The organism is Pseudobdellovibrionaceae bacterium, from assembly GCA_015163855.1.
Lineage (GTDB): Bacteria > Bdellovibrionota > Bdellovibrionia > Bdellovibrionales > UBA1609 > JAAOIH01.
Genome location: JAAOIK010000043.1, coordinates 25,737 through 51,537 on the forward strand (window position 1 = coordinate 25,737; position 25,801 = coordinate 51,537).

At 35.2% G+C, this 25,801-nt stretch carries 25 protein-coding genes and 2 tRNA genes; 11 read left to right on the top strand and 16 right to left on the bottom strand.

Annotated elements, in window-relative coordinates:
- Position 1 precedes the first annotated feature (1 nt).
- From lpxB to ybeY, 9 genes are all read right to left on the bottom strand, one after another.
- Positions 2-1,150, bottom strand: coding sequence for a lipid-A-disaccharide synthase (lpxB, locus tag HAW63_05370; protein ID MBE8163399.1), 1,149 nt, complete (start codon positions 1,148-1,150; stop codon positions 2-4).
- Positions 1,147-1,935 carry an acyl-ACP--UDP-N-acetylglucosamine O-acyltransferase gene (gene lpxA / locus HAW63_05375; protein ID MBE8163400.1) on the bottom strand — a complete coding sequence of 263 codons (789 nt, stop codon included), beginning with the start codon at positions 1,933-1,935 and terminating at the stop codon, positions 1,147-1,149. Before lpxA ends, lpxB begins: the two co-directional genes overlap by 4 nt.
- Positions 1,936-1,963: 28 nt before the next feature.
- Positions 1,964-2,407 (bottom strand): 3-hydroxyacyl-ACP dehydratase FabZ, encoded by a 444-nt coding sequence (gene fabZ, locus HAW63_05380; protein ID MBE8163401.1) that lies wholly within the window; start codon positions 2,405-2,407, stop codon positions 1,964-1,966.
- Between the two features lie 15 nt (positions 2,408-2,422).
- The gene (locus HAW63_05385; GenBank protein MBE8163402.1) at positions 2,423-2,929 is read right to left on the bottom strand and encodes an OmpH family outer membrane protein; all 507 of its coding nucleotides are present in this window, start codon (positions 2,927-2,929) and stop codon (positions 2,423-2,425) included.
- Positions 2,930-3,001: 72 nt separating this feature from the next.
- Positions 3,002-5,290, bottom strand: coding sequence for an outer membrane protein assembly factor BamA (gene bamA, locus HAW63_05390; protein MBE8163403.1), 2,289 nt, complete (start codon positions 5,288-5,290; stop codon positions 3,002-3,004).
- A gap of 70 nt (positions 5,291-5,360) precedes the next feature.
- Positions 5,361-6,101: an ABC transporter ATP-binding protein gene (locus tag HAW63_05395; protein MBE8163404.1), complete on the bottom strand. Its 741-nt coding sequence runs from the start codon at positions 6,099-6,101 to the stop codon at positions 5,361-5,363.
- A complete protein-coding gene (locus tag HAW63_05400) occupies positions 6,091-7,305 on the bottom strand; it encodes an ABC transporter permease (protein MBE8163405.1) in 1,215 nt (404 codons plus the stop codon). The genes HAW63_05395 and HAW63_05400 overlap by 11 nt, the downstream gene beginning before the upstream one ends.
- Positions 7,306-8,388 carry a peptide chain release factor 2 gene (locus HAW63_05405; protein MBE8163406.1) on the bottom strand — a complete coding sequence of 361 codons (1,083 nt, stop codon included), beginning with the start codon at positions 8,386-8,388 and terminating at the stop codon, positions 7,306-7,308.
- 74 nt (positions 8,389-8,462) lie between these two features.
- Positions 8,463-8,900 carry an rRNA maturation RNase YbeY gene (ybeY, locus tag HAW63_05410; protein MBE8163407.1) on the bottom strand — a complete coding sequence of 146 codons (438 nt, stop codon included), beginning with the start codon at positions 8,898-8,900 and terminating at the stop codon, positions 8,463-8,465.
- A gap of 61 nt (positions 8,901-8,961) precedes the next feature.
- Here ybeY and mazG point away from each other — a divergent pair, with 61 nt between their 5' ends.
- Positions 8,962-9,753: a nucleoside triphosphate pyrophosphohydrolase gene (gene mazG / locus HAW63_05415; protein MBE8163408.1), complete on the top strand. Its 792-nt coding sequence runs from the start codon at positions 8,962-8,964 to the stop codon at positions 9,751-9,753.
- Positions 9,754-9,756: 3 nt separating this feature from the next.
- Here mazG and murJ read toward each other — a convergent pair whose 3' ends face one another.
- On the bottom strand, positions 9,757-11,307 hold the full coding sequence (murJ, locus tag HAW63_05420; GenBank protein ID MBE8163409.1) for a murein biosynthesis integral membrane protein MurJ: 1,551 nt from the start codon (positions 11,305-11,307) through the stop codon (positions 9,757-9,759).
- Positions 11,308-11,367: 60 nt separating this feature from the next.
- Between murJ and rpsT the strand changes: the two genes are divergently transcribed.
- Positions 11,368-11,631: a 30S ribosomal protein S20 gene (gene rpsT, locus HAW63_05425; GenBank protein MBE8163410.1), complete on the top strand. Its 264-nt coding sequence runs from the start codon at positions 11,368-11,370 to the stop codon at positions 11,629-11,631.
- A 65-nt stretch (positions 11,632-11,696) separates the two neighbouring features.
- On the opposite strand, the gene holA is transcribed toward rpsT, so the two are convergent.
- Together holA and HAW63_05435 are read right to left on the bottom strand one after the other, a co-directional pair.
- On the bottom strand, positions 11,697-12,683 hold the full coding sequence (holA, locus tag HAW63_05430) for a DNA polymerase III subunit delta (protein ID MBE8163411.1): 987 nt from the start codon (positions 12,681-12,683) through the stop codon (positions 11,697-11,699).
- A 2-nt stretch (positions 12,684-12,685) separates the two neighbouring features.
- Positions 12,686-13,162, bottom strand: coding sequence for a hypothetical protein (locus tag HAW63_05435; protein ID MBE8163412.1), 477 nt, complete (start codon positions 13,160-13,162; stop codon positions 12,686-12,688).
- Positions 13,163-13,240: 78 nt separating this feature from the next.
- Here HAW63_05435 and HAW63_05440 point away from each other — a divergent pair, with 78 nt between their 5' ends.
- The 8 genes from HAW63_05440 (at position 13,241) to HAW63_05475 (ending at position 20,727) form a co-directional block, all read left to right on the top strand.
- Positions 13,241-14,404, top strand: a complete 1,164-nt coding sequence (locus HAW63_05440; protein MBE8163413.1) for an alanine--glyoxylate aminotransferase family protein — start codon at positions 13,241-13,243, stop codon at positions 14,402-14,404.
- A 2-nt stretch (positions 14,405-14,406) separates the two neighbouring features.
- Positions 14,407-15,699, top strand: coding sequence for an adenylosuccinate synthase (locus HAW63_05445; protein ID MBE8163414.1), 1,293 nt, complete (start codon positions 14,407-14,409; stop codon positions 15,697-15,699).
- Positions 15,700-15,773: 74 nt separating this feature from the next.
- Positions 15,774-15,849: transfer RNA gene (locus HAW63_05450), tRNA-Lys, on the top strand.
- A gap of 50 nt (positions 15,850-15,899) precedes the next feature.
- Positions 15,900-15,975, top strand: a tRNA-Glu gene (locus tag HAW63_05455).
- 20 nt (positions 15,976-15,995) lie between these two features.
- A complete protein-coding gene (locus HAW63_05460) occupies positions 15,996-16,499 on the top strand; it encodes a dihydrofolate reductase (GenBank protein ID MBE8163415.1) in 504 nt (167 codons plus the stop codon).
- A 14-nt stretch (positions 16,500-16,513) separates the two neighbouring features.
- Positions 16,514-19,327: an isoleucine--tRNA ligase gene (gene ileS / locus HAW63_05465; protein ID MBE8163416.1), complete on the top strand. Its 2,814-nt coding sequence runs from the start codon at positions 16,514-16,516 to the stop codon at positions 19,325-19,327.
- Between the two features lie 6 nt (positions 19,328-19,333).
- Positions 19,334-19,813: a signal peptidase II gene (lspA, locus tag HAW63_05470; protein ID MBE8163417.1), complete on the top strand. Its 480-nt coding sequence runs from the start codon at positions 19,334-19,336 to the stop codon at positions 19,811-19,813.
- Positions 19,814-19,875: 62 nt separating this feature from the next.
- Positions 19,876-20,727 carry a hypothetical protein gene (locus HAW63_05475; GenBank protein MBE8163418.1) on the top strand — a complete coding sequence of 284 codons (852 nt, stop codon included), beginning with the start codon at positions 19,876-19,878 and terminating at the stop codon, positions 20,725-20,727.
- Here HAW63_05475 and HAW63_05480 read toward each other — a convergent pair whose 3' ends face one another.
- From HAW63_05480 to ung, 4 genes are all read right to left on the bottom strand, one after another.
- Positions 20,728-21,462 carry a hypothetical protein gene (locus HAW63_05480; GenBank protein MBE8163419.1) on the bottom strand — a complete coding sequence of 245 codons (735 nt, stop codon included), beginning with the start codon at positions 21,460-21,462 and terminating at the stop codon, positions 20,728-20,730.
- Positions 21,463-21,573: 111 nt separating this feature from the next.
- Complete coding sequence (locus HAW63_05485) at positions 21,574-22,836, bottom strand: hypothetical protein (protein ID MBE8163420.1); 1,263 nt, start codon at positions 22,834-22,836, stop codon at positions 21,574-21,576.
- 3 nt (positions 22,837-22,839) lie between these two features.
- On the bottom strand, positions 22,840-23,901 hold the full coding sequence (locus HAW63_05490; GenBank protein ID MBE8163421.1) for a 3-dehydroquinate synthase: 1,062 nt from the start codon (positions 23,899-23,901) through the stop codon (positions 22,840-22,842).
- A gap of 21 nt (positions 23,902-23,922) precedes the next feature.
- Entirely contained in the window at positions 23,923-24,618 is a 696-nt protein-coding gene (ung, locus tag HAW63_05495; protein ID MBE8163422.1) for a uracil-DNA glycosylase, read from the bottom strand.
- A 216-nt stretch (positions 24,619-24,834) separates the two neighbouring features.
- On the opposite strand from ung, the gene HAW63_05500 reads away from it, so the two are divergent.
- A complete protein-coding gene (locus HAW63_05500) occupies positions 24,835-25,800 on the top strand; it encodes a hypothetical protein (GenBank protein ID MBE8163423.1) in 966 nt (321 codons plus the stop codon).
- Position 25,801 lies beyond the last annotated feature (1 nt).

Here is a 25,801-nt window from a genome sequence, read left to right on the forward strand (position 1 = left end):
TTTACTTGTAGTTTAATAAAATGTTGCCCACCTCTTCAATGGGTTGCTTTTCTTTTAAAATTTCTTTTAAGTGCTTTAAATCTTCCTTTGTTTGCTTTTGTAAAGCTGTCGAGTGTAGATAGTTTTCTACATATTGTACAATTTCTTTTGTTTTCATTTTTTTTTGTATAAATTCAGGAAACACCGGTTTATTTAAAATTAAGTTGGGAAGGCTGAAAAATTTTAACTTTTTATTTAAAATAAGTTGCGCTATAAACATAGTCAAACTATGTACTTTATACATAACTACACAGGGTTTTAAAAATAAAGCCGCATAAAGAGTGGCTGTGCCCGAAGCACATAAGATAAAATCGGGAATTCGCAAAACTGTTGCAGAGGGGGCTTTTACAATAGAAACCGGGGCGCTTGTGTTTTTTAAATATTCTTGCACACTTTCTTTTTCTATAGACGGTGCTAAAAAAATACTAAATTCTAATTTAGGGTCCTTTTTATATAATTGCTCTACAACTTGTATTTGAGTAGGTAAAATATATTGAATTTCGCTCTTTCTACTGCCTGGTAACAGCCCAACAACTTTGGCATTAGAAGAAAATCCATATTTTTGTCGAATAGCTTGATTGGTATCTTTGTCTAAATAATTTTTTGGAATAGTATTTACCAAAGGATTTCCTACATATACAAATTTTTCTTTAAAGTGTTTGTAAAAAGGTTTTTCAAACTCAAAAATAGACAAAATTTTATCGCAAGTTGCCTTTAAATCTTTAATTCTATTTTTTCGTGAAGCCCAAATTTTAGGAGGAATAAAGTAAACCACTGGTATATTTCTTTTTTTACAAGCCTTAGCAAGCCTTAAATTAAACCCTGGGTAATCTATTAACAAAACTACTTTTGGTTTTTGTAATTCTATTTCTTTTACTAATTTAGCAAAAGCCTTTTTTAAAAAAAAATACTGTTTAAATATATCGGTAATGCCCATAATAGAAAATCGCTTGGCAGGAAACACAGAACAAAAACCTTTTTTTTCCATTTCTACGCTGCCCAAACCAAAAGTTTTTAGCCCTGGTTCTTTGATTAATAAGTAATCTAACAGTTGCTCGGCATATAAATGAGCAGAGTCTTCGGCTGCAGAAATAAAAAGCGTAAAACTCATCGAGCTAAACCCAAGGCAGAAGATTTTACAAATTGTATTAAAGTTTTTGCACTGTCTGATAAATCTTTTTTTTCTTCTAATTGGCAAAGCCACTCTTCTTGAGTTTGCTTGCCACTTAACAAAGAACGAAAGGCGCTGCGCAATTCTAAAATGTCTTTTTGTTTAAAGTTTGCTCTTTCTAAGCCTATTTTGTTTACTGCTCTAAGACTCGCCCACCTTCCTGCGGCAATACTAAAAGGCGCAATATCTTTGTTCACAGAACTGTCTCCTGCCACATAGGCTAAGTTTCCTAAGCGCACCTTTTGAGCAACTAAAACTCCTCCCCCAATAACCACTTGGCTATCTACTTTAACATGACCTGCTAGCTGAACTAAATTTGCCAACACCACCTTGTCTTTAATGTGACAGTCATGAGCTATGTGCACATAGGCCATAATTAAATTGTGATTACCAACACTAGTAAGCCCTTGGTCTTTTGCAGTTCCCGCATCCATTGTTACAAAAGATCGAATAGTATTATTGTCCCCTATAGATAATTTGGTTTTTTCTTGTTTATAACTTAAATCTTGTGGAGGCAGCCCTATCATAGAGCTACTAAAAATATGATTATTTTTTCCAATACTTACCTCTGTAGAGGGGGAGCCAACACAAACATGACTATCTATTATAGTGTTTTTTCCAATGCAAACATTGTCGTGTATAATGCTATAAGGCCCTATTATTACGCCTTCATCTAGTTGTGCAGTTGAAGAAACCTGAGCCGTTAAGTGAATTTTTGTAGACATAAGCTAACACCTGTTTAAATACTACCAATTATTTTAAGTGGCAAAGTAACTCGGCCTCGGCCACCAATTTATCATTTACAAAAGCTTTAGTTAAGCCTAAAACATTAGGCTTTCTATACTTTATAATTACGCTAGACAACACCAACTGATCGCCTGGCAAAACTAGCGACTTAAATTTTGCGTTTTTAATACGCCCCAGCAAAGGAACAGAGTGTGGTTTTTTGTCAAAGCTCATTAAAACACCCATGCTCTGAGCCAGAGCCTCAATAATTAAGACTCCTGGAAAAATGGGTTTTCCTGGAAAGTGTCCTTTAAAAACTGGGTCTTCTGCCGAAATATTTTTTAAAGCTAAAATTTTAGAACCCACTACCTCGGGTAGATAATCCACCTGCGTTACTTCGTCAACCAGCAGAAAGGGAAACCTGTGAGGGATACGCTTTTTTATTTCTTCAACAGATAAAACAGAAGGCATGCAAAAAGCCCTTACCTACCTGCGGTGTTTTTTATTATACGCCTTAACAACGGTTTCTGTAATGTCTATATTCTTAGAGGCCCAAACAATACTTTGTCTATCTAAAACCAAAGAGTATTTATTTTTTTTTGCCAATGACTTAATTAAAGCTTGTACATTTTTTAAAATGGGTACGGTTAATTTTCTTTCTCTTTTTTGAATGTCTGCCTGAGATTTAGAAACACTTTCTCTATATTTTAAAACTTTTTCTTGTAAGTTTTTTTGTTTTTGTAAAAAAACTACATCAGATAAAACGCTACGCTTTTTTTCTAAATCCTTACCTAGTTGTTTTAAAACCTTTTCTTGCTTTGATAAAAATTTTCTTTTTTTATTAAACTCTTTAGATAAAACAGCTTTAGCATTTTTTCCTGCCTTTACTGTTTGTAAAACATATTGCATATTTACAAATACTGTTTTTGCCGAAACAGAAATAGAAAATCCGTAAATTAAAACTGCTAAACTCCATTTAAAACCAGTAAACATATGTGCCTCCAATGACTCTGTAATGCCTATATAGTAGCCTATAGTACTTTTGAAAACTTGCCAAATAAAAAATTAAAAAGAATTTCCAATATAAAATTGAAATTTATAGGTGGGGCTATGGTGCACACTTGGATTTATTGGCCAACCAAATTCAAAGCGCAAAGGGCCAAGGGGGGAGAACCACCGAATGCCTAGCCCAACATCACTCTCGATATTGTTAGTGTTAAAACTATTGCCAGACAAGCCTGCATCAAAAAATACTGCCCCTCTAATTTGCGCCTCTGAAAGTAAGGGAAACTCTAACTCCGTTTGCAATAATACTTTTTTGGTTCCACCAAAAGCCTTCTCTGACAAAAACCGACGACGAGTTTCGTCGGTTTCTTTAGATCTATCATAGGCTTTTTGAGAAAACTTATAAGGCCCCACAGAAAACCAATTATAACCTCTTAAACTTAAAGGCCCTCCTAATAGAAATAACTCGTTGAAAGGATAAGAGCCTCCCGGGGCAAATAGCTGAGCATAGTCTAAATTATTTTTCCAAACCAGGCCAAAAGATTTAGACAGCGTTTTATAAAAACGAAACTGAGAAGAAAGAACAGAAAACTGCAAATCTCCCCCTGCTCCAGTATAGTCATAGCCAAGATTAAAATATTTACCCTTAGTAGGATTTATTCTGTTGTCCCTAGAGTCATAAGTTATGCTCGTGCCAATAGTGCTAGCAATTCCGTTAACTGTATTCACTGGAAATAAGTCTGGGTCTCCACTTGCCTCTAGTTGGATTTTTGTATTCTTTAAAGAATAGCTATAAGAAGTAGACCACTGTTTATTTAAAGGCTTACTCCCTCGAATAGAAAACCCAGTTTTTTTATCTTTATACTCTTCTCTGTCGGATTGACTGTTAAAAAGACTTCCCGAAAGACTCCAGTCCGTATTTAATAAGCGTGGATAGATATAACTAATACTCAATAAGAAACTTTTTTTACTTATATCCACAGAGCTTACCAAAGTATGCCCTAAGCCTAAAAAATTAGGTTGATTGACCCCCGCCTTAAAAGAAAAGCCCAAATACTCGCTATAACCTGCTGATAAATTAATAGCTCCCACTCGCTTAGGCTTTACTATTAAGTTTAAGTCTACCTCGTCAGGCCTGTCCAAAGAGGATTTTGTTATGAAATCTACAGATTCAAAAAAACCTAAATATCGCACTTTATTAATGCTTTCTTCTTTTTTGCTATTGCTATAATTTTCTCCACCCGACAGTAACAGCTCTCTGCGAATAACATGGTCATGAGTTCGGCTATTACCACTAACGATGACTTTTCCAATGCTTACACTTGGGCCTAAATTAAATTTAAAATAAATATCCAACAAACCTTTTTCTTCGTTAATTCTTATGTCGGGTAATACTTGAACAAAAGCATAAGATTTATCGCCATACAAACGCTCTAAAACTTTAATACTGCTTTGAAACTGAGCGTAAGAAAAGGCGTCGCCCTCTTTTAATGGCATTTGTTCTTTTAACTCTTCTTGAGAAAAAGAGTCAGATTCCGCTTCTATTTTTCTAATAAAATATTTTTTCCCTTCAACAATGTGAATAACTATATTTATGTTATTGGTAAGACTGTCTAAATATACCTTCGGAGCTTTAACTTCCACTCCGTAATAGCCTGCTTGTAAATACAAATAACGGATCAACTGAATATCTCTGCTTAAAACTTCTTTTCTATATACTCCCGAATCAGAAATAAAACTTAAAAAACCTTTTTCAGAAGTTTGCATAAACTTTTTTATTTTTCCTGTAGATAGGTGCTTGTTTCCAAAAATTTGTATGTTTTTAATTTTTGCTGATTTTTTTTCTACTACCTTGATGCGTAGCTGGTAATTTTTGTTTTTTAACTGCCGCAGTTTGTAAGTAATCTTTGAAGCAAATAAACCTTCTGCTTCATACAAAGCTTTTAAATTCGCCAGACTGTCTTGCAGCTTCACTTGACTAAAAACAGCACCTGCTTTTAACACCAAGGCCTTTTGCACCTGTTCGTCTTTTGGCGTTTCTGCTCCTTTTAAGGATAGCGTTTCTAAAATCGACCTTTCCTTAACTCTATAAATAATTTTGCAATATTTTTTAGACAATATTTTCTTATCTATACGAATAAAACTAAATTGCTCTAAGTTTTCTAAATTTTGTAAATCTAGTTCTGTGTTAATTCGAGAGCACCTGTGAGACAATTTGGTGTTTAAAACGCTTTTTACCAAAGCACTAGACAGCCTTTTGTTTCCCTTAATTAAAATAGAACTAACTACTCTAGCTTGCGCATTTAATGCTGTAAAAAACAAAAAAAACAAAAAAATATATTTACTCATTGATTAAATTCGCTCCATAAAATGCTCTTCTAAAACTTAACGCAAAATTTATTAAGAGCAAGGAAAAAAACTAAAAAGACTCCCATCGGCCCGCCTTCATAGACAGGCTTCTGTCGCACTCTAAAGCAAAATTTATATCATGAGTCACCACTGCCAAAGATAGGCCTAAATCTTTTTGCAGCCTAAACAATAGCTGCTGTAACTTTTCTCCATTTTCTTCATCTAAGTTTCCTGTAGGCTCATCTGCAAATAAAATATCTGGCTCATGAATTAAAGCTCTGGCCATAGCCACCCTTTGTTTTTCTCCACCGCTTAAATCTTTAGGGTAAAAGTTCAACCTATGGCCCAAGCCTAAATAAACTAAAAGCTCCTTGGCCCTTGCTCTGGCCGATTTTAATACTAGAGGCGAACCATAAAAAGATTTAATGCGCAAAGGCAGCAGCACATTTTCTAAAACGGAAAAATCCTCTAAAAGATAGTGAAATTGAAAAACAATGCCTAGGTTTTTTCGGCGTAATCTTTCTAGCTCTGCTTTATTATGGTAATCCACCTCCACAGAACCAATTTGAATTTTTCCAGAACTGGGCTCCATCAAAGTTGCTAAAATGTGCAGCAATGTGCTTTTTCCAGCTCCCGAGGCTCCCGTAATTGCAACACTTTCTTGCTTTGCCAAAGAAAAATCTATGGACTGCAATACTTTTACTTCTTCGCCGGCTTGGTGAAAATTTTTTACAATGCCTTGGGCTTTTATTATCGTTGGAGCGTCGAATTCATTTGTCGCGCTATCTAAAACAAAAGTATTAAAGCTCATGAGAAAGACCCTCTGGCAAACTATTTTTTCCTGCCCTGTAAACAGGAATAATAGCTGTTAATAAAACCAAAAATAAAACCACTGCTATAATAATTAACATATCCCACAAAGGAAGACCAATCTTAAGGTGATTAAGTTTATAAATTTGTGATAAAACAGAAAAATAACGCGACTGTATTAATAAAAATAAGTAAGCCCATAAATATCCTAGCGCAAAACCCAGCGTTAAAGATAACAAGCCTGTAAAAACAGCCTGCAAACTGAATATCGCATAAATAGAGGTAACGCTTAATCCCGCTACTCTTAATATACTTAACTCTTTAGTTTTTTGTACAATCAAAATAAATAAAGCGCTCATAATATTAAATGCTGCAATAATTAAAATGATTAGTAGAACTAAAAAAATCATTTTTTTCTGGCTTTTTGTAGCTTCTAGTAAATTATTTGCCCACTGTCTCCAGTGCTGTGCTATTAGTTTTGATGAAAAATGCTTTTGTATTTTAAAAGATAGCTCTTCAGAAAAAACTTTGTCTGCTAACCATAGGCGCGCTCCGCTGGTTTTTTTTTTCGATAGCTTTAATGGTTTTTGCAAAGCCTCAAAAGAAGTTAAAAGATAGCGACGGTTGTAATCTGATCGACCAAAATCTAAAACCCCTTTAACATAAAACTTTAAAACCTTTCTGTTAAAATCGTTTTTCCCCATGCTTTTAGCCACTACTGCAGAAAAAGCGTCTCCCAACTGCAAAGACATATCTTTCATCAAAAGAACGGGAACATAAGCTCCGTACCTATCCTTTGAAAAATTGGTAATCGCGGTGTTGTTTAGTGTTTTTTTTAAAAAAAACGAACTGGCTTTTTTTTCAAAAGCTGGCAAGCCTTCAAGCAAAACCCCCTTAACTTTTCCGTTTTTTACTAAAAGAGCCTCTTGGTGTATAAAAGAGGTAACTTTAGCTACTTTAATTTTTTCTTTTTGTAAGTAACTAAGAACTTTTGGCAAAGATATGTTTGGCGACAAATAAGAAATTTGTATTTGCCCCAAAAGCTGAGTAATGCTTTTTTCAAAAGTTTTTTCGTAAGCGCTAATTACCAACAAAGACACCACCATTAAAGAAATAGCCAAGGCAAAACTAAGAACAGCCAACCAATAAGAAGGCCTTTGTAATTGTGATTTGGTATATTTAAAAGCCAGCTGAAAAAGTAACATTTATTTTCCGTTTTTGTTTTCTGAGCGATATTTTAAAAAAGCACGACTAAATTTATCTAAATTACCATCTAATACAAGGTTGGGCTGTCCGCTTTCCTCTCCCATGCGGTGATCTTTTACTAATTGGTAGGGGCATAAAATATACGATCGAATTTGACTACCCCATTCATTAGATTTTTTTGTTTCTGCAGCCAATTCTTGTTCTTTTTTCTTTTCTTGAGTAGCAAATCGATACAATGCCGACCTTAACATCTTCATCGCTTGATCTTTATTAGCATGTTGGCTTCTTTGGTTTTGACACTGCACAACAGTCCCCGTGGGCAAATGGGTAATTCGCACTGCCGAATCGGTAGTATTAACATGTTGCCCTCCAGCTCCGCTGGCTCTATAAGTGTCCACCCTAAGCTCATCGGTTTTTATGCTAATATCCACAGAATCTTCTAATTCGGGAGAAACAAATACCGACGCAAAACTAGTGTGCCTTCGTGCACCCGAGTCAAAAGGGCTAATTCTAACTAAGCGATGCACGCCGCTTTCTGATTGAAAAAGCCCAAAACTATTAGAGCCTTTAACTAAAAAATGTATAGATTTAAAACCTGCCTCTTCTCCGTCGTTGGTATTTAAAACCTCTGTACTAAATTTATTTTTTTGAGCATAGCGCATTAACATACGGCTTAACATCGCCACCCAGTCGCAAGATTCTGTTCCTCCCGCGCCAGCATGAATGGAAATATAGCAATTACACTGATCATATTTTTGCGATAAAAAATGTTGTGTGTGTAAACTTTCTAACAATACTTTAATATTATTTAACTCTTTACTAACATCTAAAAGTAAGCTTTCTCCCTCTTGAGGGTCTTCTTTAATGCAATTTAGTAATTCTTTAACAGAGCTTAGTTTATAATCGAACTCTTTCCATTGTTTTAAAGATTTTTCTAAAAAACTTTTTTCTTGATTTAATTTTTGTGATTTTTTATAGTTTTCCCAAACTTCTTTGTCTTGTAACTCTTGTTCTATGACTTGTAAGCGTTGTGCCTTTTGATTTAAATCAAAGAGACCCCCGAGTCTCTTGAGAATCTTTATCCATTTGTGCTAATATATCTTGAAAGTCGGCTATAGTTTGTGACACTGTTTCTCTTTTAAACTCTTTTAAGAGTTTATTTTTTTTGCAAGCTAGCAAAAATACTGTCTTGTATTTTGTACATTCTTTTTTCTTCTTTAAGGCTTTTTTCGTGGTCTAAGCCCAACAAATGTAATAAACCATGGATAAATAAATATAACAACTCTTGTTTTATAGCATGCCCGTTTTGTAAAGCCTGCTTTTTAACCAAACTATAATCAAAAACCAATTCTCCAAAAGACCTCCCTCGCTCTAAAGAAAAACTAAGAATGTCTGTGGTTTTATTTTTATTTCTATATTTTTTATTTATAGTTTTCATTTTTTGACTAGATACAAATACCAAGTGTATTTGTGTTTTAACTGCGGGCGGGCACAGCTTTGCTTTTTTTAATTCTTTTAAAATGCTTGGCAAAGCCTGCTTTAAAAAAGCTTTAGGAATATAATACCTTCCTTGCTTAATAAAATGAATAGTCATCAAAACCTCAGTATGCTAAAAGACTTAATCGGTTCAATAAAACTATACACGGAGGCCTAATTTGTTTCAATATAGAAAATTTACTGAGTTAATAAAAATTATAGCCCATCTTCGATCTCCTAATGGCTGCCCTTGGGACAAAGCACAAACGCATAAAAGCATAGTTAAAAATTTGATTGAGGAGTCTTTTGAGCTAGTGGATGCCATCGAAAACGATGATGTTCTTAACACCAAAGAAGAATTGGGCGATGTTTTGCTTCAAGTTATGCTGCACTCTCAAATTGCAGCCGATAATAAAAGTTTTTCTATTGATGATGTGGTGGAGGAGCTGGGCAAAAAATTAGTAAGGCGACACCCTCATGTTTTTGGCGACAAACAAGCCCGCACCGAAGAAGAAGCTCATCAATCTTGGTTAGATGCAAAAGCCTTAGAAACCGATAAAAATAAAAAAAACACCGACGCCTTTAATATACCTAAACACTTGCCCCCGCTAGCCTTTGCTCAAAAAATAGGAAGAAAAATGGGTAAAGAAGATTTTGATTGGAACAATAACCAACAGGTAATACAAAAAATAAAAGAAGAACTTTTAGAATGTACCGAAGCGCTAAAGGAGCCCTCTGCAAACCCAAACCCACATCTTAAAGAAGAAATTGGAGACTTATTATTTATTACTTGCCAATTTGCAAGGCATAATAATATTCAAGCTGACGAGGCACTTAGAGGAGCTAATAAAAAAATAGAAAAGCGTTACTTTCAGGCAAAAAATTTAGCGCAAAAAGACAATCACCCTTGGCAAAGCCTTTCTTTGGATAAAAAAGAAAGCTATTGGCAACAGGTAAAGTCTTTAAAGTAGTTTTTACTTATGTCTTCGTTGTTTTTTAAGCAGACTTGTTACAATAGTTGCTTCTGGAATAGCTAAAAGAGTGCTGATAAAAAAATAAATGCTTGCGCCTCCCAAAACACTAACTAACAACAAAATAATTTGTTTTAACTTTACCGAGGATAAAACTAAATTTTCTTGTAGCCACGGAGGCAAGTATTTTAAAAAAATGCTCATAACAATAACAGGCAGTAAATAGTGTAAAAATTTTTTCAATAAAGCTAATGCATGAAATTTTTGCACAAACATGCTGTATAGCAAAAAGGCTGATAAAAAATTAATTATAGTAGATACACTCATAGAAAAGGCTAAGCCTGTAATTCCGTATTGGGGGCTAAAAGAAAAGGCTAAGGCTAAATAGACCATAAAAGCTAATCCGCTAGAGATTGCAGGAAGGTGGGTTTTTCCGCAAGCAAAAAAACCAGAAATTAAAACTTTATATAAGCCTAAAAAAATTAAGGAAAAAGATAATATCTGTAGCACCTGCACTGTATATAAAATTTGCTCTCTATTAAAAGCTCCTCTTTCAAAAAAGAAACTTAAAATAGGCTCTGCTAAAAAAAACAATCCAACAGCGCTTGGCAAAAGTAAATATAATGAAATGTGTAAGTTTTTTTGTAAAATTTTGTTAAATTGGGTCAGCTCTTTTTTTACCCACAGGGTGCTTAAGCTAGGCAACAGTGCTGTGCCAACGCTAATAGCAATTAAAGAAAAAGGCAGTTGAAAAATTCTGTCTGACAAATATAAACTCGATAAGCTTCCGCTGGGCAAAGAAGAGGCAAAATAAACATTAAATAAAGAAATGCATTGATAAAAGAAAATGCTTAAAAAACCTGGAAGCATTTTTACTAAAACGGTTTTTAATCCACTACCCCTCCACTTCCATGTAAAGCTTGGCAAAAATTTATTTTTCCACACAGGAAAGAAAACCAATCCAAACTGTAAAGCTCCTCCTACCAACACCCCTGCGATTAAATAATTTAATTGTTTTTCTTGTAAGCGATAAAAAATACTAAAAACAATTAAAGAAACATTTAAAAGTGCAGGCGCTAAAGCCGCTAAGAAAAATTGATTTTTTACCTGCAATAAAGCAGAAAAATGCACATAGGATAGTAAAAAGAAAATATAAAGTAAAAAAAAGCGCGAAAGATAAACAATGCTTTGAAAATTTACCAAATTAAACTTCCCTTCTTGTAATAAAGCATTTAGAACTTCGGGCATATATAAAGACAGAAAAAATACAACAAAGCTGGAAAAAAGCATTAAAAAACTAAAAACGGCATTGGACAATAATTCTTGCCCTGCTTTAGAGTTTCTCTTTTGTATATAAAGCGGCAAAAAACTAACAGAAAAATTACCCTCTCCAAAAAAAGCCCGAAATAGATTAGGAATTTTCATCGCCACAATGAAGGCATCTAGCACAGGAACTGCCAAAAGGGCTGTAAAGGCTATATCGCGAGCTAAGCCTAAAAAGCGACTACACAAAGTGCCCAAAGACATAAAAATAGATAATCGAAAAATTGACATTTTTCCCTGATATGTTATTAAATTCACTTAAATATATAGTAAAGCATTGGAGGCTATAAATTGGCAAACCATAAATCATCAGTTAAAAGAACTCGTCAGACTATTAAAAAACAAGCTCGCAATCATGTTCATAAAAAAGAAGTGGGCACTTTTGAAAAAAAACTACGAGCAGCCATTTCGGAAAAAGCCTCTGACACAGCCCTAAGTCTACTTAAAGTATTTAGCAAAAAAATTAATACCGCTGCTCAAAAAGGCTTATTTCATCAAAATAAAGTCGCTAGAAAAGTGAGCCGGTTAGCTAAACAAGTTAACAGTCTTTCTTAAATTTAAACTGCTTTTCTGTAAAATATAGTTTTTAAAACGGCTTAAGATAGCTGTCTGAACCCATCTTAACCACAAACTTGCACAATAAAATTTTCTAACCACAAGTGAGATGCTACAGGCTTAGTTTTTAAGGCTTTGTCGGTTTCGTACAATAACTCCAAGGTTTTATTTAATTGTGCAGAGGTCCACTTAGCATTTTGTGACAAATACTCTTGTAAAAAAAAACTAGGAATGCCCACTTCTTTACTGATTTGAGAGGAGCTTAAACCTTCCCCCAGTAACAGCTTTACCTCTCGCAATAGACGAAAGTGTCTGGCCACTAAACCAATAATCCCCACTTCGCTTTGTCCTAAATCTAATAAATCCACCAACAAACGAAGAGACTTTCCACAATCTTGGCTGGCAATGGCCTTAGTTAAGTCGAAAATATTATCTAAATGGCAGTGAGACAAAACCTCGGCAAGCTCTTTGCTTTGTACATTCTTGGGGTCTTTAACAAAAGAACTAAGTTTTTTTAATTCTAAATCGATCATACCTAACTTTGTACCAAACACCTGTCTAATTAAAAAATTTTGTTCGTTAGTTAGTTTTAAATTATAAGTTTCCGCAATAAAAGAAACCCATTGAGGCATTTGATTATCATAAGGAGGGCTTGTGTTTATAAACTCTGCACACTTAGACAAACTTTTATACAATTTTAATCGCTTATCTATTTTTTTTAAAAAAAGCACTAGCACACTACTTTCGCAAGGCCTGTCTAAAATCTCTGTTAAGTTTTCCCAGTGAGAGGCTGTCATTTTTTCTAAATTTTTAAAAACTACCAATCGCTTATCACTCATAAATGGTAAGGACTCCACCGTGTCTTTAACCTCTAAAGCACAAGATTCTCCAACAAAAACATTATAATTAAAGTCATCTGCCTCTTGGGGAAATATTTCTGCCTTTATATAGCTGTGTGCCAGATTATTTAAATACAAATCGCCGCCAACACACACATAAATAGGTTTTATAGAAGTTTTTAAATGCTTTTTTAAATGCGCAATACTAATCATGATTAAAACCTATCTGTCAGTGCTGTATAAATATCCCCAGACACCGTCTTAGCAATATTAGAAAAAGTTAACTGAAGAGCACTGTTGTTATAAAAACTACTTACCGAGGATAGCTCGGAAATACTAATTTGTGGAGGAATGTAGCTAACCTCTCTTTTAAAAGTTTTAGACCACAACATTTTTTCCTTCCACCTTTGCATTAATTTTACCCTTAATACTACTTCTACTCTATACTCGGTAACTAAAACCACCGAACCCACACTACCTCGTGAAATAGGAGATACTTTTGCAGATAAAATATCGGCCTGTATTTCTACGGGAGCAAAGTCTTGAATTAGTTTTTTGTTACCTAAATTTATTCGAGTAATCAAATTATTAGTAAAAACCGACTCTAATCCCACATATTGAGTTTGATTATCAAACAACTTAATGCGCACTTTATCGTACTTTCCCAACAAAGTGGTCGGCTTATACCCCATGGAATAAGAGCATGCGTTTAAGAAAAAAAAGGAGAAAAGCATTGAAAACTTCATCTAAGAAAATTATAATAACAACCAATGGAAAAGTCACCCTCTCTATTAATGACTCCAGGACCCGTAAAAATTGCTAAAAGCGTTTTGCAATCTATAGGCTCAGACAGTTTACATCACAGAAGCTCTGAATTTACCGTCATTCTTAAAAATTTATTTGGCAATTTGCAGTATATTTTTAAAACTAAAGAACCTGTATTAATTTTAAACTCCTCGGGCAGTGGCGCCATGGAGGCCGCCTTAGTTAATACATTAAGCCCCAAAGACCACATTCTTGTTATTGATGCTGGAAAATTTGGAAACCGGTGGGTAGAAATAGCCAAGGCCTACGGTATTACTGTACATGTTTTAAAAGTTCCTCTAGGGGAAAGCCTAAATTTAACACAGCTAAAACAAACTATTGCGTCGTTACCAAACTTATCGGCCTTATGTATGCAAGCTTGTGAAACCAGCACTGCCAGCAGCTTACCGGTAAAAAAAGTCGGCGAGTTACTTAAGCAAGCTAGCCCACAAAGCCTATTAATAGTTGATGCTATTTCGGCACTAGCTGCACAAAACATAGAACAAGATAATTGGCATATTGATGTGTTAATTGGAGGTTCTCAAAAAGCTTTTGCAGGGCCCGCGGGCCTAGCCTTTATTTCTTTTTCTAAACAGGCAATGCTTGCGTACTCACAATCACAGTGCCCTAAATATTACTGGGATATTCAGCCGCATTTAAAAGCTTACAACAACAACCAAACTCTTTTTAGTAGTGCTGTACATTTAGTGTTAGCTTTAAAAACTGCCACCGATCATTTGCAAAAGGACGGACTAGAAAAACAAATACAATCCATATCTCATTTGGCCGAGCTGTCTAAAAAAGCGCTAAGTATTTTGCAACTTTCTGCTTTTTCAAAAAGCCCCAGCCCTAGCCTAACCGCTTTTAATATTCCTGAAAAAATAAATGCGCAACAGTGGCTAGCCGAATTAAAAACACACTACAATATTCACCTTGTGGGCGGACAAGATAAATTAAAAGGAAAAATTGTGCGCATTGGGCATATGGGCGACATTGGGCCCTTAAACCTGTATCAAACTTTCCGTGCCATAGCTCTTAGTTTAGAAAATAAAAATTACTTACAAAATGCAAAAGAAAAAATAGATACTTTACACAGTGTATTTTCTATTCAAAACACAAAGCCGAGGTAAATATGTCCGCTGTAGTAGTTATTGGTTCACAATGGGGTGATGAAGGAAAAGGAAAGGTAGTAGATGTGTTTTCTGCACAAGCCGACTGGGTAGTGCGCTACCAAGGGGGTGCAAATGCAGGACACACTTTAATAGTCGATGGCAAAAAAACGGTGTTACACCTAATACCTTCAGGCATCTTACACTCTCATACTAAATGTTTAATTGCCTCTGGAGTGGTAATTGATATTGTTCAATTGGCAAAAGAAATTGACGGCTTAAAAAAAAATAACTTTTTAAAAGACCCTTCTCAACTAATGATATCCGACAAAGCCACGGTGCTTTTGTCTTATCACAAACAGCTCGACCAAGCTCGCGAAGCTTTTTCTAAAAATGAAAAAATAGGCACTACTGGAAAGGGTATTGGCCCCGCCTATGAAGATCGCGCCTCTAGAAAGGCTATTTTATTTGGCGACTTATTTAACACCTCTGTTCTAAAAGAAAAAATAGAAAAATCTTTAAAAGAAAAAAACTTTTTATTAGAACATTTTTATAAACAAAAACCTATATCTGCCGAAACGGCTTTGCAAGAAATTACCGAGTCGATTAATATTTTAAAAAACTATTGTTGCACAAACAGCTCTCATATAATTTACAAAGCCATTGCAAAAAAAGAAAAAGTTTTGTTTGAAGGAGCCCAGGGCTCTTTGCTAGATCTCTTGCACGGCACTTACCCCTTTGTAACTAGCTCGTCTACCATTTCTAGTTCGGCCTGCATAGGTACGGGCATTGGACCACAAAATATTAAAAAGGTTTTAGGTATTACAAAGGCCTATACTACAAGGGTGGGGGCAGGCCCCTTTCCCACAGAGTTAAATGATACTGTTGGTGATTTTTTACAAAAAAATGGCCACGAGTTTGGTGCTACCACTGGGCGAACTCGACGCTGTGGCTGGATAGATATACCTGCCCTAAAGTATGCTATTCGCATTAACGGTATTAGCTCTATCGCTTTAATGAAGCTAGATGTGCTTAGCGGTCTGGAAACTATAAAAATTTGTACCGCTTATAAAATGGGCGAAAGCACAACCACAGATTACCCTTCATCGCCTGGAGAAATTGTAAAGGCCAAACCCATATACTTAGAAATGCCTGGCTGGAAAGAAGATATAACAACCTGTCTGCAAAAAAAAGAACTTCCCAAAAAGGCACTAAACTATATTAGCACTCTAGAGCAACATTTAAAGATTCCTATTGATGTAATTTCTGTGGGTCCCGACAGAGGTCAGAGCATCTGGATTAACTCTTTATTTTAAAGCCGCACAGTAATATTGTGTTCTATTTCTAGATTGACAAATTTCCATACTTCCATAAGTATTGGTTACTTGATGATCCGCTAGCTCAGTTGGTAGAGCATCTCCCTTTTAAGGAGAGGGTCCTTGGTTCGAGCCCAAGGCGGGTCACCATTAATTATAGTATTTACAGTTTTATAACTAACTCTATAAGTACTTCCGCTGTCCCCTTCGTCTAGCGGTCTAGGATGTCACCCTTTCACGGTGAAGACACGGGTTCAAGTCCCGTAGGGGACGCCATTTTTTAAAGGTCATGGATAATGAACTCCAATATTACCCTATCTCACATTACCGCCGTTGACCAAAATAATGGCATTGGCATAAATGGCGAACTTCCCTGGAACATTCCCAAAGACATGGAGTTTTTTAAAACCACAACACAAAATAAAATCATTATTATGGGGCGCAAAACTTTTGATTCCATTCACCACCCCTTACCTAACCGACTAAATATTGTTATTAGCCGCAGTAAACACACCCACCCCTCCAAACAAGTGCTTTTTGTTTCTTCCATAAATGACGCTATAACAGAGGCAAAAAAACACACTGCCCAATACGATAAAGAAGTTTTTGTTATTGGAGGGGCAGAAATTTACAAACAGAGCTTAAGTTTAGTAGATCGCATTTATATTACCCGTATCGCTTATAATTATAATTGCGATGCTTTTTACCCTTCTATTTCTGAAAAAGAATTTAAGAAAACTAGTAGCATTGAACACCGGGGCAATCCTGATTTTAGTTTTTTGACTTTAGAAAGGCTTTAAGCCAATATAAAAAAATGTCTAAAACTACAAAAACTCCAGAGCAAATTAAATTAGCTGAACAAATTAAAAACAGCTTAAACTTGCCTCAAACAGACTTTCCCATGCGGGCACAACTCCCACAGAAAGAACCCGGTTATATTCAAAATTGGGTAGATAAAAAACTGTATCACGCTATTTTAGAAAAAAATAAAGATAGTAAAGTGTTTTCATTTTGCGATGGCCCACCTTACGCTAATGGGCATTTACATCTTGGCCACGCATTAAATAAAATTTTAAAAGATATTACAGTAAAGTATAAAAATTTATCGGGACATAAAACTCAGTTTATTCCCACTTGGGACTGTCATGGTTTACCCATTGAGTTAAATGTTTATAAAAAATTAAAAAAAGAAGCTCGTAACAAAAGCAAAAGTGAAATTCGAGCAGAGTGTAAAAAAGAAGCGCAGCATTGGGTAGAAATACAAAAAAAAGAATTTATGCGACTTGGCGTGATTGCCGATTGGGAAAACCCACGCCTTACTACAGATAAAAACTATGAGGCCGAAGAGGTTAATTTACTAGCTGATATTTTAGAAAATAATTTACTCTACCAAGGCTACAAGCCTGTGTATTGGTGCTGTAAATTACAAACTGCCCTTGCCTCGTCAGAAGTGCAATATCAAGATCACACTAGCTCTTCTATTTTTGTAAAATTTTATTTAGAGCCCGAAAGCCTTAATCAATTAAAACTTTCTCACAAAAAAACGGCTTTTGTAATTTGGACTACCACTGCGTGGACTCTTCCTGCCAATGTGGGCATTTGCCTTAACCCTCAATTTGTTTATGGGTTGTACGAAATCATTGAAGGCGAACACTCAGACACTCATATTATTATTGCTAAAGATTTAAAAAGTTCTGTAGAAAAAAATTGCCACATACAATTAAAAGAATTACGCACTTTTAAAGCTTGCGAGTTAGAATTACTTTTTGCCAAGCACCCCTTTATAGAAAATCGTCAATCTAAAGTAATTTTAGGAGAGCATGTTACCTTAGAGGCCGGAACAGGTTGTGTGCACACCGCCCCCGGGCATGGACTTGACGATTACCATGTGGGAACAAAATATCAATTACCTGTGTTAAGCCCCGTAGACCCCGCTGGTCGTTACACTTCTGACTTTCCTAAATATGAGGGAGTAAAAATTACAGAAGCTAATTCGAAAATTGTGGCTGACTTAAAAGAATCTAAACACTTAATTTTTGAAAAAGAAATCACTCACAGCTACCCCCATGGTGATCGCTCTAAAGCTCCTTTAATTTTTAGAGCTACCCCACAATGGTTTATTAACAGAACTTCGCCATCTTATAATTTAAAAAAAGAAGCACTAAAACTAATCGACTCTAAAGCCATTGCATTTATCCCTGGCTGGGGAAAAGCACGCTTAAACGCTATGACTGCCAACGCTCCCGACTGGTGTGTGAGTCGACAAAGAACATGGGGTGTTCCCATACCTGTGCTTTACTGTACAGAGTGTGGACACAGTTTAGCCAAGCCCGAAATCATGCGAAAGATTGCTGTAAAAATGAAAGAAACCAACGGGATGGAAGCTTATTTTTCCACCCCTGTAAAAGAGTTTAGCAAAGGTTATCAGTGTGAAAAATGCCAATCCGATTCTTTTAAAATTGGAAGTGATATTTTAGATGTGTGGTTTGATAGCGGCGCTTACCATAGAGTTAATCAAGTAAACCAACCTTCCGAAAACTTTCCTGCCGACCTTTACCTAGAGGGCAGTGATCAACATCGCGGCTGGTTTCAAACCAGCTTATTTGCCTCTTTAGCCGCCAATAAAAAACCGCCTTTTAAACAACTTGTTACCCATGGCTTTGTTACTGATGCACATGGAAAAAAAATGAGCAAGAGCCTTGGTAATGTTCAAAGCCCTATGAAAATTGTAGAAAAGTATGGGGCAGAAATTTTACGCCTATGGGTTGCTCACGAAGACTATTCGCAAGACCTGTCCTTTAAAGAAGAAGGTTTAAAACAACTCACCGACACTTATAGAAAAATTCGTAACAGCCTTCGCTTTTTATTGGGAAATATTCACGACTTTAACCTAGAAAAAGACAGCCTAAATTACAAAGACCTTAGTGATTTAGATAAATTTGCTTTGCATAAATTAAATGTATTGATTAAAAATACTACAGTTCATTATGATAACTACCAATTTCATAAGGTGTACCACGAATTAAATACTTTTTTTGTTACACTGTCTTCGCAGTATTTAGATTTATTAAAAGATCGTCTTTATACTGCCAAAACTACGGGCCCGTCTAGGCGATCGGCTCAAACAGTTTTTTACATATTATTAAAAAACTTAAGCCCTTTAATGAGCCCTATTTTAAGCTTTCTTTCTGAAGAAATACACAAAAATATTAATACTAACGATGAGGTATTTTCTGTTTTCTTACTGCCTTTTCCAAAACCCAACCCCCAATGGGAAAATACAAAATTATTTGATTCTATAAACCAACTACTCGAGCTAAAAACAAAAGCTTATAAAGATATTGAAGATTTAAGAGCTCAAAAAAAAATTGGCTCTAGTTTAGAAATAGAATTAGAAATATATAACCTTCCTAAAGAGCTTGCCCACTACACAGAAAGTTTTTTAGTTGAGTTTTTTATTGTCTCTAAGGTGGTTTTAAAAAACACACAAGACAAAGCTTTAAAAATAAACAGTTTAATTAGTAGTGGAGATAAATGTCCTCGGTGCTGGACTTATAGTTTAGAACTAATCGAACACAAACCTTGGGGTACAAATATTTGCAAAAAATGTGTAGATGCTTTACTCTAATACCTTATGCTAACAAAAAAACATATCCACTTTGGGCTCCTTTCTATAATTTTAATTTCCCTAGACCAAGTTACCAAACTTTATATTCATACTCATTATAGGCTGGGAGAAACTCACCCCATCATTAATGGTTTTTTTAACCTAAGTTATGTACAAAACAAAGGAGCTGCCTTTGGTATTTTAAGCCAAGGCGATTCTTCTTTAAGAGATTGGTTTTTTTTGCTGCTAGCCCCCTGCGCGGCTATGTTTATTTTATTTTTACTTAAAAAAGCAAAAAGTGCATCATGGATTTATATCTCTTCCCTAGCTTTTATTTTTTCCGGCACCGTGGGTAACTATTTAGACCGCTTGCAATTTGGCTATGTTATAGACCTCTTTGATGTTCACTATAAAACTTTATACTATTGGCCCGTTTTTAATGTTGCCGACGCTGTAATTGTCATCGGCGTGACCGCTTTACTCTTTCTTCCACAGCCCAAGACCTAATCAGCCCTAAAATTGTTTCAAAATAAAACACTTTTTAGCACGTATTTTGCTTATAAAAAGCTATGCAAACCTATTTTTATCTATTTGTTTATATTTTTAGTTTATTAATCCTGCCCGCCACTGCTTTGGCCAACTCAACATCTTTTTCTTGTTTTAAAAATTTTAAAAATTATAAAAGTGCTCCCGTAATGGACTTAAATAAAGAGTTAAATACTAAAGACTCTATGTCTGGAGGACAAATTGTAATTAGAAAAAAACCCAACGGCTCTATCTTGGTGCAAAGAAATCACTGCGTTACTCGTTACAAAAACAAAGAAATACTTAGCCGTTATCAAAATTGGCTTGTCTTTAAACAGCTGCACCTATCCACTAAGCCAGGAGAGGTGTTTAGTAATTCGCTACCTTTGTCTAAAAAACTAAAATCTTTTTTATATCACTTTGCCATGAGCCCTGCCGGCGCACTTTGGGTACAAAAAGTGGTTAACTTGGATTTATATTTACTACAAAAAAATTACTATAGTGTCTCTGTAAAAAAAAACCAATTAGTTTTTACTCCTACAGAAGATTTTTTATTTGAACTAGCCTATTCTAAATTTTATATTACAGAAACACAATCTAGCACTTACGCTTCTGGTAGCTTTATTGCCATTGCCTCTGACTTTTTATCTAAAAAAGAATTTTCTCAAAGTAAACAAAAAATCGATCATATGGCCGTGCTTTCTCATGAGTTTGGTCATACTAAGTTTGGCGAACCTAAAACAAGAGCAAATATTTACTCCGAAGCAGACACCGTGTTGCGCTATGAAAACCCCGTAAGAATTTTAAATCATTTTTTACCAAGAAAAACCTATTTTGATAATAAAACAGGTCGTGTAATTAGTATTTACACAAAAACACTTAAAAAAGCTAAGTAACTAAAAATACGCCGAAAAGCTTATCCCCCAAAAAAAAGAACTAAGAATTTTTCGATCGACAAACTCTATCTCTACATCGCCATGGCTTTTATGATGTAGCAACAGATTAATAAATGGGCCCACTCTTAACTGGCGCCACAATTTATACTGTAAAGATAAATCTAGTTGCTCGTATAAGATATTTCCCTCTCCTGGAATTATTATTCTAAAGTTTGATTTAGCCGGCTTTAAAAGGTAGCCTTGAACATTATAGTTGGTTTTCCACATAGCATTATTTAAAGAAATGTGCGCTGTCACAAGCCACTTACGCCAATAGTAAGTATTTAAAAGGCCCACTTGCATAAATTGATAGTCAGAAAGTTCGCCATCACTAAAGTGCCTTTGGCTCATCGAGTAAGCTCCTGTTACAGAGCTAAAAAAAGACCCTTCTTTGTACCAAGAATAATTTATTGCCAAGGTGGGTATTGCTTTTTCTTGCTTTTCTAAAAAAAAGTGCAAATCCAAAGCGGGCCCCAGCCCATAACCTATTCCCACACCTTTAACGCCCTGTAAGCCAACAGGGTTTACACTTTTTTTTCTAGCAGAGCTATAATAACCACGCTGAAACACATTAACCACTATGTTACCCCTACCCAAAGGCTTTGCCGTATTTAACACGGGGTGAGGTGGCAGCACACAGCCTGTGCCGGCAATAATAAATAAAAACAAAATTCCTAATTGGCAAGAAAGTTTCATAACAACACCTTAGTTATTTTTACCCTATAAATTCTTTATAAAAAGCCAATTTAGTCTTAAAAAAAATACATACAATAAAAACTCTTAAAATAGAAAAAAGTACACGAGTGACTAAAAATAAGACAACGGCCCCTTGGTTAAAGGCAAAAATTCAGGAAAACTTTTAGAAACAGCCTCTTCGTTAGAGCATGTAATAGAAAAACCCGCAGTCTTTAATACATAAGCAGCCATTACCAAACGATGGTCTTTTTTCGTATCAAAAATAATATTTTTTTTCAGCGCTGGCGATGCTTTTAAAGACTGCCATTTTTTTACAACAAAGGTGTTTTGCTTAAGGTCTACCTCTCTTCCCAATAAATTTAACAAGGTTTTCATTTCTTTTAAGCGATTAGATTCTTTATAAGCAATATGTGCCGTATCGTGAAATACACTTTCGCCAGTTAACAAACAAGCCAAAGCTGCTAAAACCGGAAATAAATCGGGAGTGTTTTTTAAAGAAACCTCGAAAGCTTTTTCTAATTTTTTTGTCATTTTGTGACCGCAAAAAGGGGTTTTAAATACAGAGGCTTCTTTAACTTGTAATGTAACCACCCCTTCCCCCTCCATTTTGGTGTGAATATTAGCTCCAACCTCTTTTAAGTAGGGGATAAAAACACTGTCTCCTTGAAGGCTTTTTACTGGAAATTTGGTAATTTGTGCGTGCCCACTAACAGAAGCTATGGCGGCTAATGCAAATACACTGCTCATGTCTGGTTCTAAAAAAACAGGAGTTGCGTTTACTTGTTGTTGTTTAGGAATATAAATTTCATAAGGCTTTTCATTGCTGTAGTTAATACTCATTCCCTGTTGTTGACATAATTTTATTGTCATTTGTAAATAGGTTTTAGAAAGCAATGTATCTCCTAAAGAAATATAGCAAGGAGCAGTTAAGTTCCAAGCATTCAATAAAAAAGCCGAAACAAACTGGCTTGATTGTTTGGCAGAAATAGAAAGACTGTCTCCCATTAAACTCCACCCCAAAGAAGTTATATGTAAACCCTTTTTATCAAAAACGGCCTGACAAGATAACTGTGATAATAACTTAATTAGTTCTTTTTGTGGTCGGTTTAATAATTGTTCATCTGCTTTTAAGTAATACTTACCTGGTTTTTTAGAAACACGAATAGCTAAAAAGCGCAATACCGTTCCCGCAGAACCACAGTAAAGCTCGGTTTTACCTTCTGAAAAATCTTTTAATGCCTTTTTCATTAAGGCCACATCGTCGCACTGACTAAAGCCGTTTATTAATAAATTATCCTCAAAGCTTTTTAAAATTAATGCTCTGTTAAATAAAGATTTAGAAGAGGGGACTTCTCCCACAAAAGAAAATTTCATAATTTACTTTATATAATTAGCTCGCTGCAACTCTGTAATTAATGACTTTAAAGGCGTGGGTTTTATCGCATATCCCTTAGAGGTAAAAAACACAAAGTGAATACTGTTTTTATTATTTATTTTTTTATCTTGAAGTAACAACTTTACAGCTTTTGTTTTAGAAAGCGTTTTAACTTCTTTTCTCCACTGTTTTACTAAGGGCTTTAACGCCTCAGAGTAAGGCTGAAAAATTGGCTTAGATATTAGTTTTTTACGCAAACTCCAATTTAAAGAAAAATCTAAACCTAAAATTACTGCAGCTCCATGGGGAATAGAAAACTGTAATTCTAAAATATGAGCTATAGTATGCCCTAGGTTTAAGTACATTCTTTGTCCCGTTGTTTCTAAAGGGTCTTTTTGAATATAAAAATATTTACCTTGTATTAGCTTTGGTAATAACCTCCAAATTAAAGAAGCCGAGGGGTAAGGTGTGTTTTTTAATTTAGAAAATAGTGCTTTTCGTAAAAAAGCCATTTTAAAAATTTCACCATAGGCCGATTCCAAAGAAGAACTTTGTAATATGTTTTTAATAATAACTATTTGGCTAGCACAATAAAAACTTCCTAATTGGTTTTTTCCAAAATCTATATTTAATGCCGTTTTTCCTCCGTGAGCCGAATCCACAGCGGCCAGCCATGTGCTGGGAATATGGGTTAGCCCCAACCCTCGCTTCCACACGCTGGCTAAAAATCCAACAAAGTCTCCAACAGAACCCCCTCCCACAGAAACAATATGCGTTTGGCGAGTAACTTGATTAGAATACTTTTTATTTAACGCCGAAAAGTGATGCACAAATTGAGACAATTTTTTTAAAGGTTCCCCCGCCTCTAAACAATAGCTAAGCGCAGCTTGTTGCTTTAGTTTTTTAAAAGGCCGTAAGCCTTCTAACTGTTTATCATAAATTAGTAAAATATTTTTTTTATCTGTTTTAATGATTTTAGATAAATTAACCGCTTTGGCCAACTCCGCATAATAAACCTTAGTTTGTTTCTGCTTGTGTTTGATAGTGTAAATTGAATTAGTCATTGTTCTTAAGCTTTTGTAAAATTAGTCACCCTTCACACTTAACCAGTTAACAGGAGTTTTATTTTTTTGCACTAAATAGGTGCTGGTTTTAGAAAATACTTTTGAACCAAAAAAACCGCGATACGCAGAAAGGGGTGATGGGTGCGCAGAACATAAAACTAAATGCTTTTTTTTATCAATGCATTGTGCTTTTTTTTGTGCATAAGCACCCCATAAAATAAAAACTAGATTATCATATTGATCATTTAGTTTATTAATAATAGCCGTGGTAAAAGTCTCCCACCCTTTATCTGCATGAGAGGCCGGGCAACCTTTCTTTACCGTTAATACCGAATTTAATAAAAGCACTCCTTGATGAGCCCACGGTAATAAAGAATTTTTTTCTAAGTTTTGCAAAGAAGTGTTTAAATCTGTGGACAGTTCTTTAAAAATATTTTTTAAAGACGGTGGTCGCTGTATATTGTTGGGCACAGAAAAACTTAAACCTTCTGCTTGCTCGGGCCCGTGATAAGGGTCTTGCCCTAAAATAACGACCTTTACCTTATGGGGAGAAACTGCTGATAGTGCCCGAAAGATTAGTGGCACTGCGGGGTAAAAAGGCTCGGGCTTTTGACTTTGTTGAGATAAAAAAGTCTCTAATTGTAAAAAATAATCCTTAGAAAGCTCTTCTCTCATAAGTTTATGCCAGCTGGAAGGAAAATTAGAGGATAAAAACATAACTCTCTCTTTTTCCACTAATTAAAAGCAAAGGAAAAGCAGTTATTACACGCTGTTGCTTTGCGTTATTTTTTCTTTTCTAATTTGAAAATCTACAAAAAAACTTTTAAATTCTCTTTTATGCTTAATAATTTACAAAACGCTCTGTTTACAGCTGATTATAAGGTTGTTTGTATGGAAAAAAACAAGTCTTAATAAGGCAAGGCAGCAATTCCTTTGTCAAACTTTCCTTACACCCCCACTTCTCTTTTTCATATTAACAGCACTGGTAATACTTTTGTTGTAGACGAAACCCCTTTGTTAAAAAAACTTTCTCCAGCAGAGGTAAGCTTTTGGAAAGAAGAAGAAAAAATACAGCAAGCTTGCCATAAGCACAAAGTGGATGGCTTAGCCATACTGTTTGCAAATAACAAACACCATTTGCAATGGCAATTTTTTAATGCCGATGGAAAGCCTGCAAATATGTGCGGAAACCTCGCGCGAGGTTTAATTTACTATTTATCTAAAAAATTTCCTCACGAAAAAACCGCCTTTTCTTTGTTGGGGCCCAACAATACTGTGCAAACCGGTTGTATTAAAAATAGCCTTCCTTTTCTTTCTATGCCGCAGGGAAAAAAATTACCTTCTTCTAACGAACCTTACTTGCAAGAGTTATACTCAACCACTTTTTTAAAATCTCTTTCTGAAGCTTATAGTGCAGTTACTTATATAGACCTTGGTGTCCCCCATGCCCTATTGCCCATTTATCCAGACCAACTTTCTCTTCCTGTGGAATTTATCCGTTTTTTTAATGCTGGTGCTGATTTAAAGCAACACTCTTTGCACTTAATGCAATATAAAATACAGCAGCTTAATACTGATTTGCAAAAAATAATACAAACTATTCGCTGCCAAAATGACAAAGGCTTTAATGTTACTTTGTTTAACCCAAACACTTTACACGCTATTAGTTTTGAACGAGGGGTGGAAAACTTTACTTTGTCTTGCGGCACCGGAGCCTCGGCTTTGGCATATTATTTAAAAACTTTCGTGCCTTTATATAAAAGTGCAACAGAAGTAAGTATTTCCATGCCTGGAGGAAGTTTATTAATTAATGTAGAAAAAAAAGAGTACCTGTTAGGTGGAAAATGCCAGATACTCAGTGTAAATTCCATAGAAAAGTGTTTTGAACATAAAAAATAAG

What these genes read in the sequence shown, in the direction of transcription:
- holA (MBE8163411.1), bottom strand. Translation starts at nt 12,683, where the DNA reads ATGATTAGTATTGCGCATTTAAAAAAGCATTTAAAAACTTCTATAAAA.
- HAW63_05445 (MBE8163414.1), top strand. Translation starts at nt 14,407, where the DNA reads ATGTCCGCTGTAGTAGTTATTGGTTCACAATGGGGTGATGAAGGAAAA.
- HAW63_05435 (MBE8163412.1), bottom strand. Translation starts at nt 13,162, where the DNA reads ATGGGGTATAAGCCGACCACTTTGTTGGGAAAGTACGATAAAGTGCGC.
- HAW63_05480 (MBE8163419.1), bottom strand. Translation starts at nt 21,462, where the DNA reads ATGAAACTTTCTTGCCAATTAGGAATTTTGTTTTTATTTATTATTGCC.
- lpxA (MBE8163400.1), bottom strand. Translation starts at nt 1,935, where the DNA reads ATGTCTACAAAAATTCACTTAACGGCTCAGGTTTCTTCAACTGCACAA.
- HAW63_05385 (MBE8163402.1), bottom strand. Translation starts at nt 2,929, where the DNA reads ATGTTTACTGGTTTTAAATGGAGTTTAGCAGTTTTAATTTACGGATTT.
- ung (MBE8163422.1), bottom strand. Translation starts at nt 24,618, where the DNA reads ATGTTTTTATCCTCTAATTTTCCTTCCAGCTGGCATAAACTTATGAGA.
- HAW63_05475 (MBE8163418.1), top strand. Translation starts at nt 19,876, where the DNA reads ATGCAAACCTATTTTTATCTATTTGTTTATATTTTTAGTTTATTAATC.
- bamA (MBE8163403.1), bottom strand. Translation starts at nt 5,290, where the DNA reads ATGAGTAAATATATTTTTTTGTTTTTTTTGTTTTTTACAGCATTAAAT.
- HAW63_05400 (MBE8163405.1), bottom strand. Translation starts at nt 7,305, where the DNA reads ATGTTACTTTTTCAGCTGGCTTTTAAATATACCAAATCACAATTACAA.
- ileS (MBE8163416.1), top strand. Translation starts at nt 16,514, where the DNA reads ATGTCTAAAACTACAAAAACTCCAGAGCAAATTAAATTAGCTGAACAA.
- HAW63_05490 (MBE8163421.1), bottom strand. Translation starts at nt 23,901, where the DNA reads ATGACTAATTCAATTTACACTATCAAACACAAGCAGAAACAAACTAAG.
- fabZ (MBE8163401.1), bottom strand. Translation starts at nt 2,407, where the DNA reads ATGCCTTCTGTTTTATCTGTTGAAGAAATAAAAAAGCGTATCCCTCAC.
- lspA (MBE8163417.1), top strand. Translation starts at nt 19,334, where the DNA reads ATGCTAACAAAAAAACATATCCACTTTGGGCTCCTTTCTATAATTTTA.
- HAW63_05460 (MBE8163415.1), top strand. Translation starts at nt 15,996, where the DNA reads ATGAACTCCAATATTACCCTATCTCACATTACCGCCGTTGACCAAAAT.
- ybeY (MBE8163407.1), bottom strand. Translation starts at nt 8,900, where the DNA reads ATGACTATTCATTTTATTAAGCAAGGAAGGTATTATATTCCTAAAGCT.
- HAW63_05485 (MBE8163420.1), bottom strand. Translation starts at nt 22,836, where the DNA reads ATGAAATTTTCTTTTGTGGGAGAAGTCCCCTCTTCTAAATCTTTATTT.
- HAW63_05440 (MBE8163413.1), top strand. Translation starts at nt 13,241, where the DNA reads ATGGAAAAGTCACCCTCTCTATTAATGACTCCAGGACCCGTAAAAATT.
- murJ (MBE8163409.1), bottom strand. Translation starts at nt 11,307, where the DNA reads ATGTCAATTTTTCGATTATCTATTTTTATGTCTTTGGGCACTTTGTGT.
- HAW63_05395 (MBE8163404.1), bottom strand. Translation starts at nt 6,101, where the DNA reads ATGAGCTTTAATACTTTTGTTTTAGATAGCGCGACAAATGAATTCGAC.
- lpxB (MBE8163399.1), bottom strand. Translation starts at nt 1,150, where the DNA reads ATGAGTTTTACGCTTTTTATTTCTGCAGCCGAAGACTCTGCTCATTTA.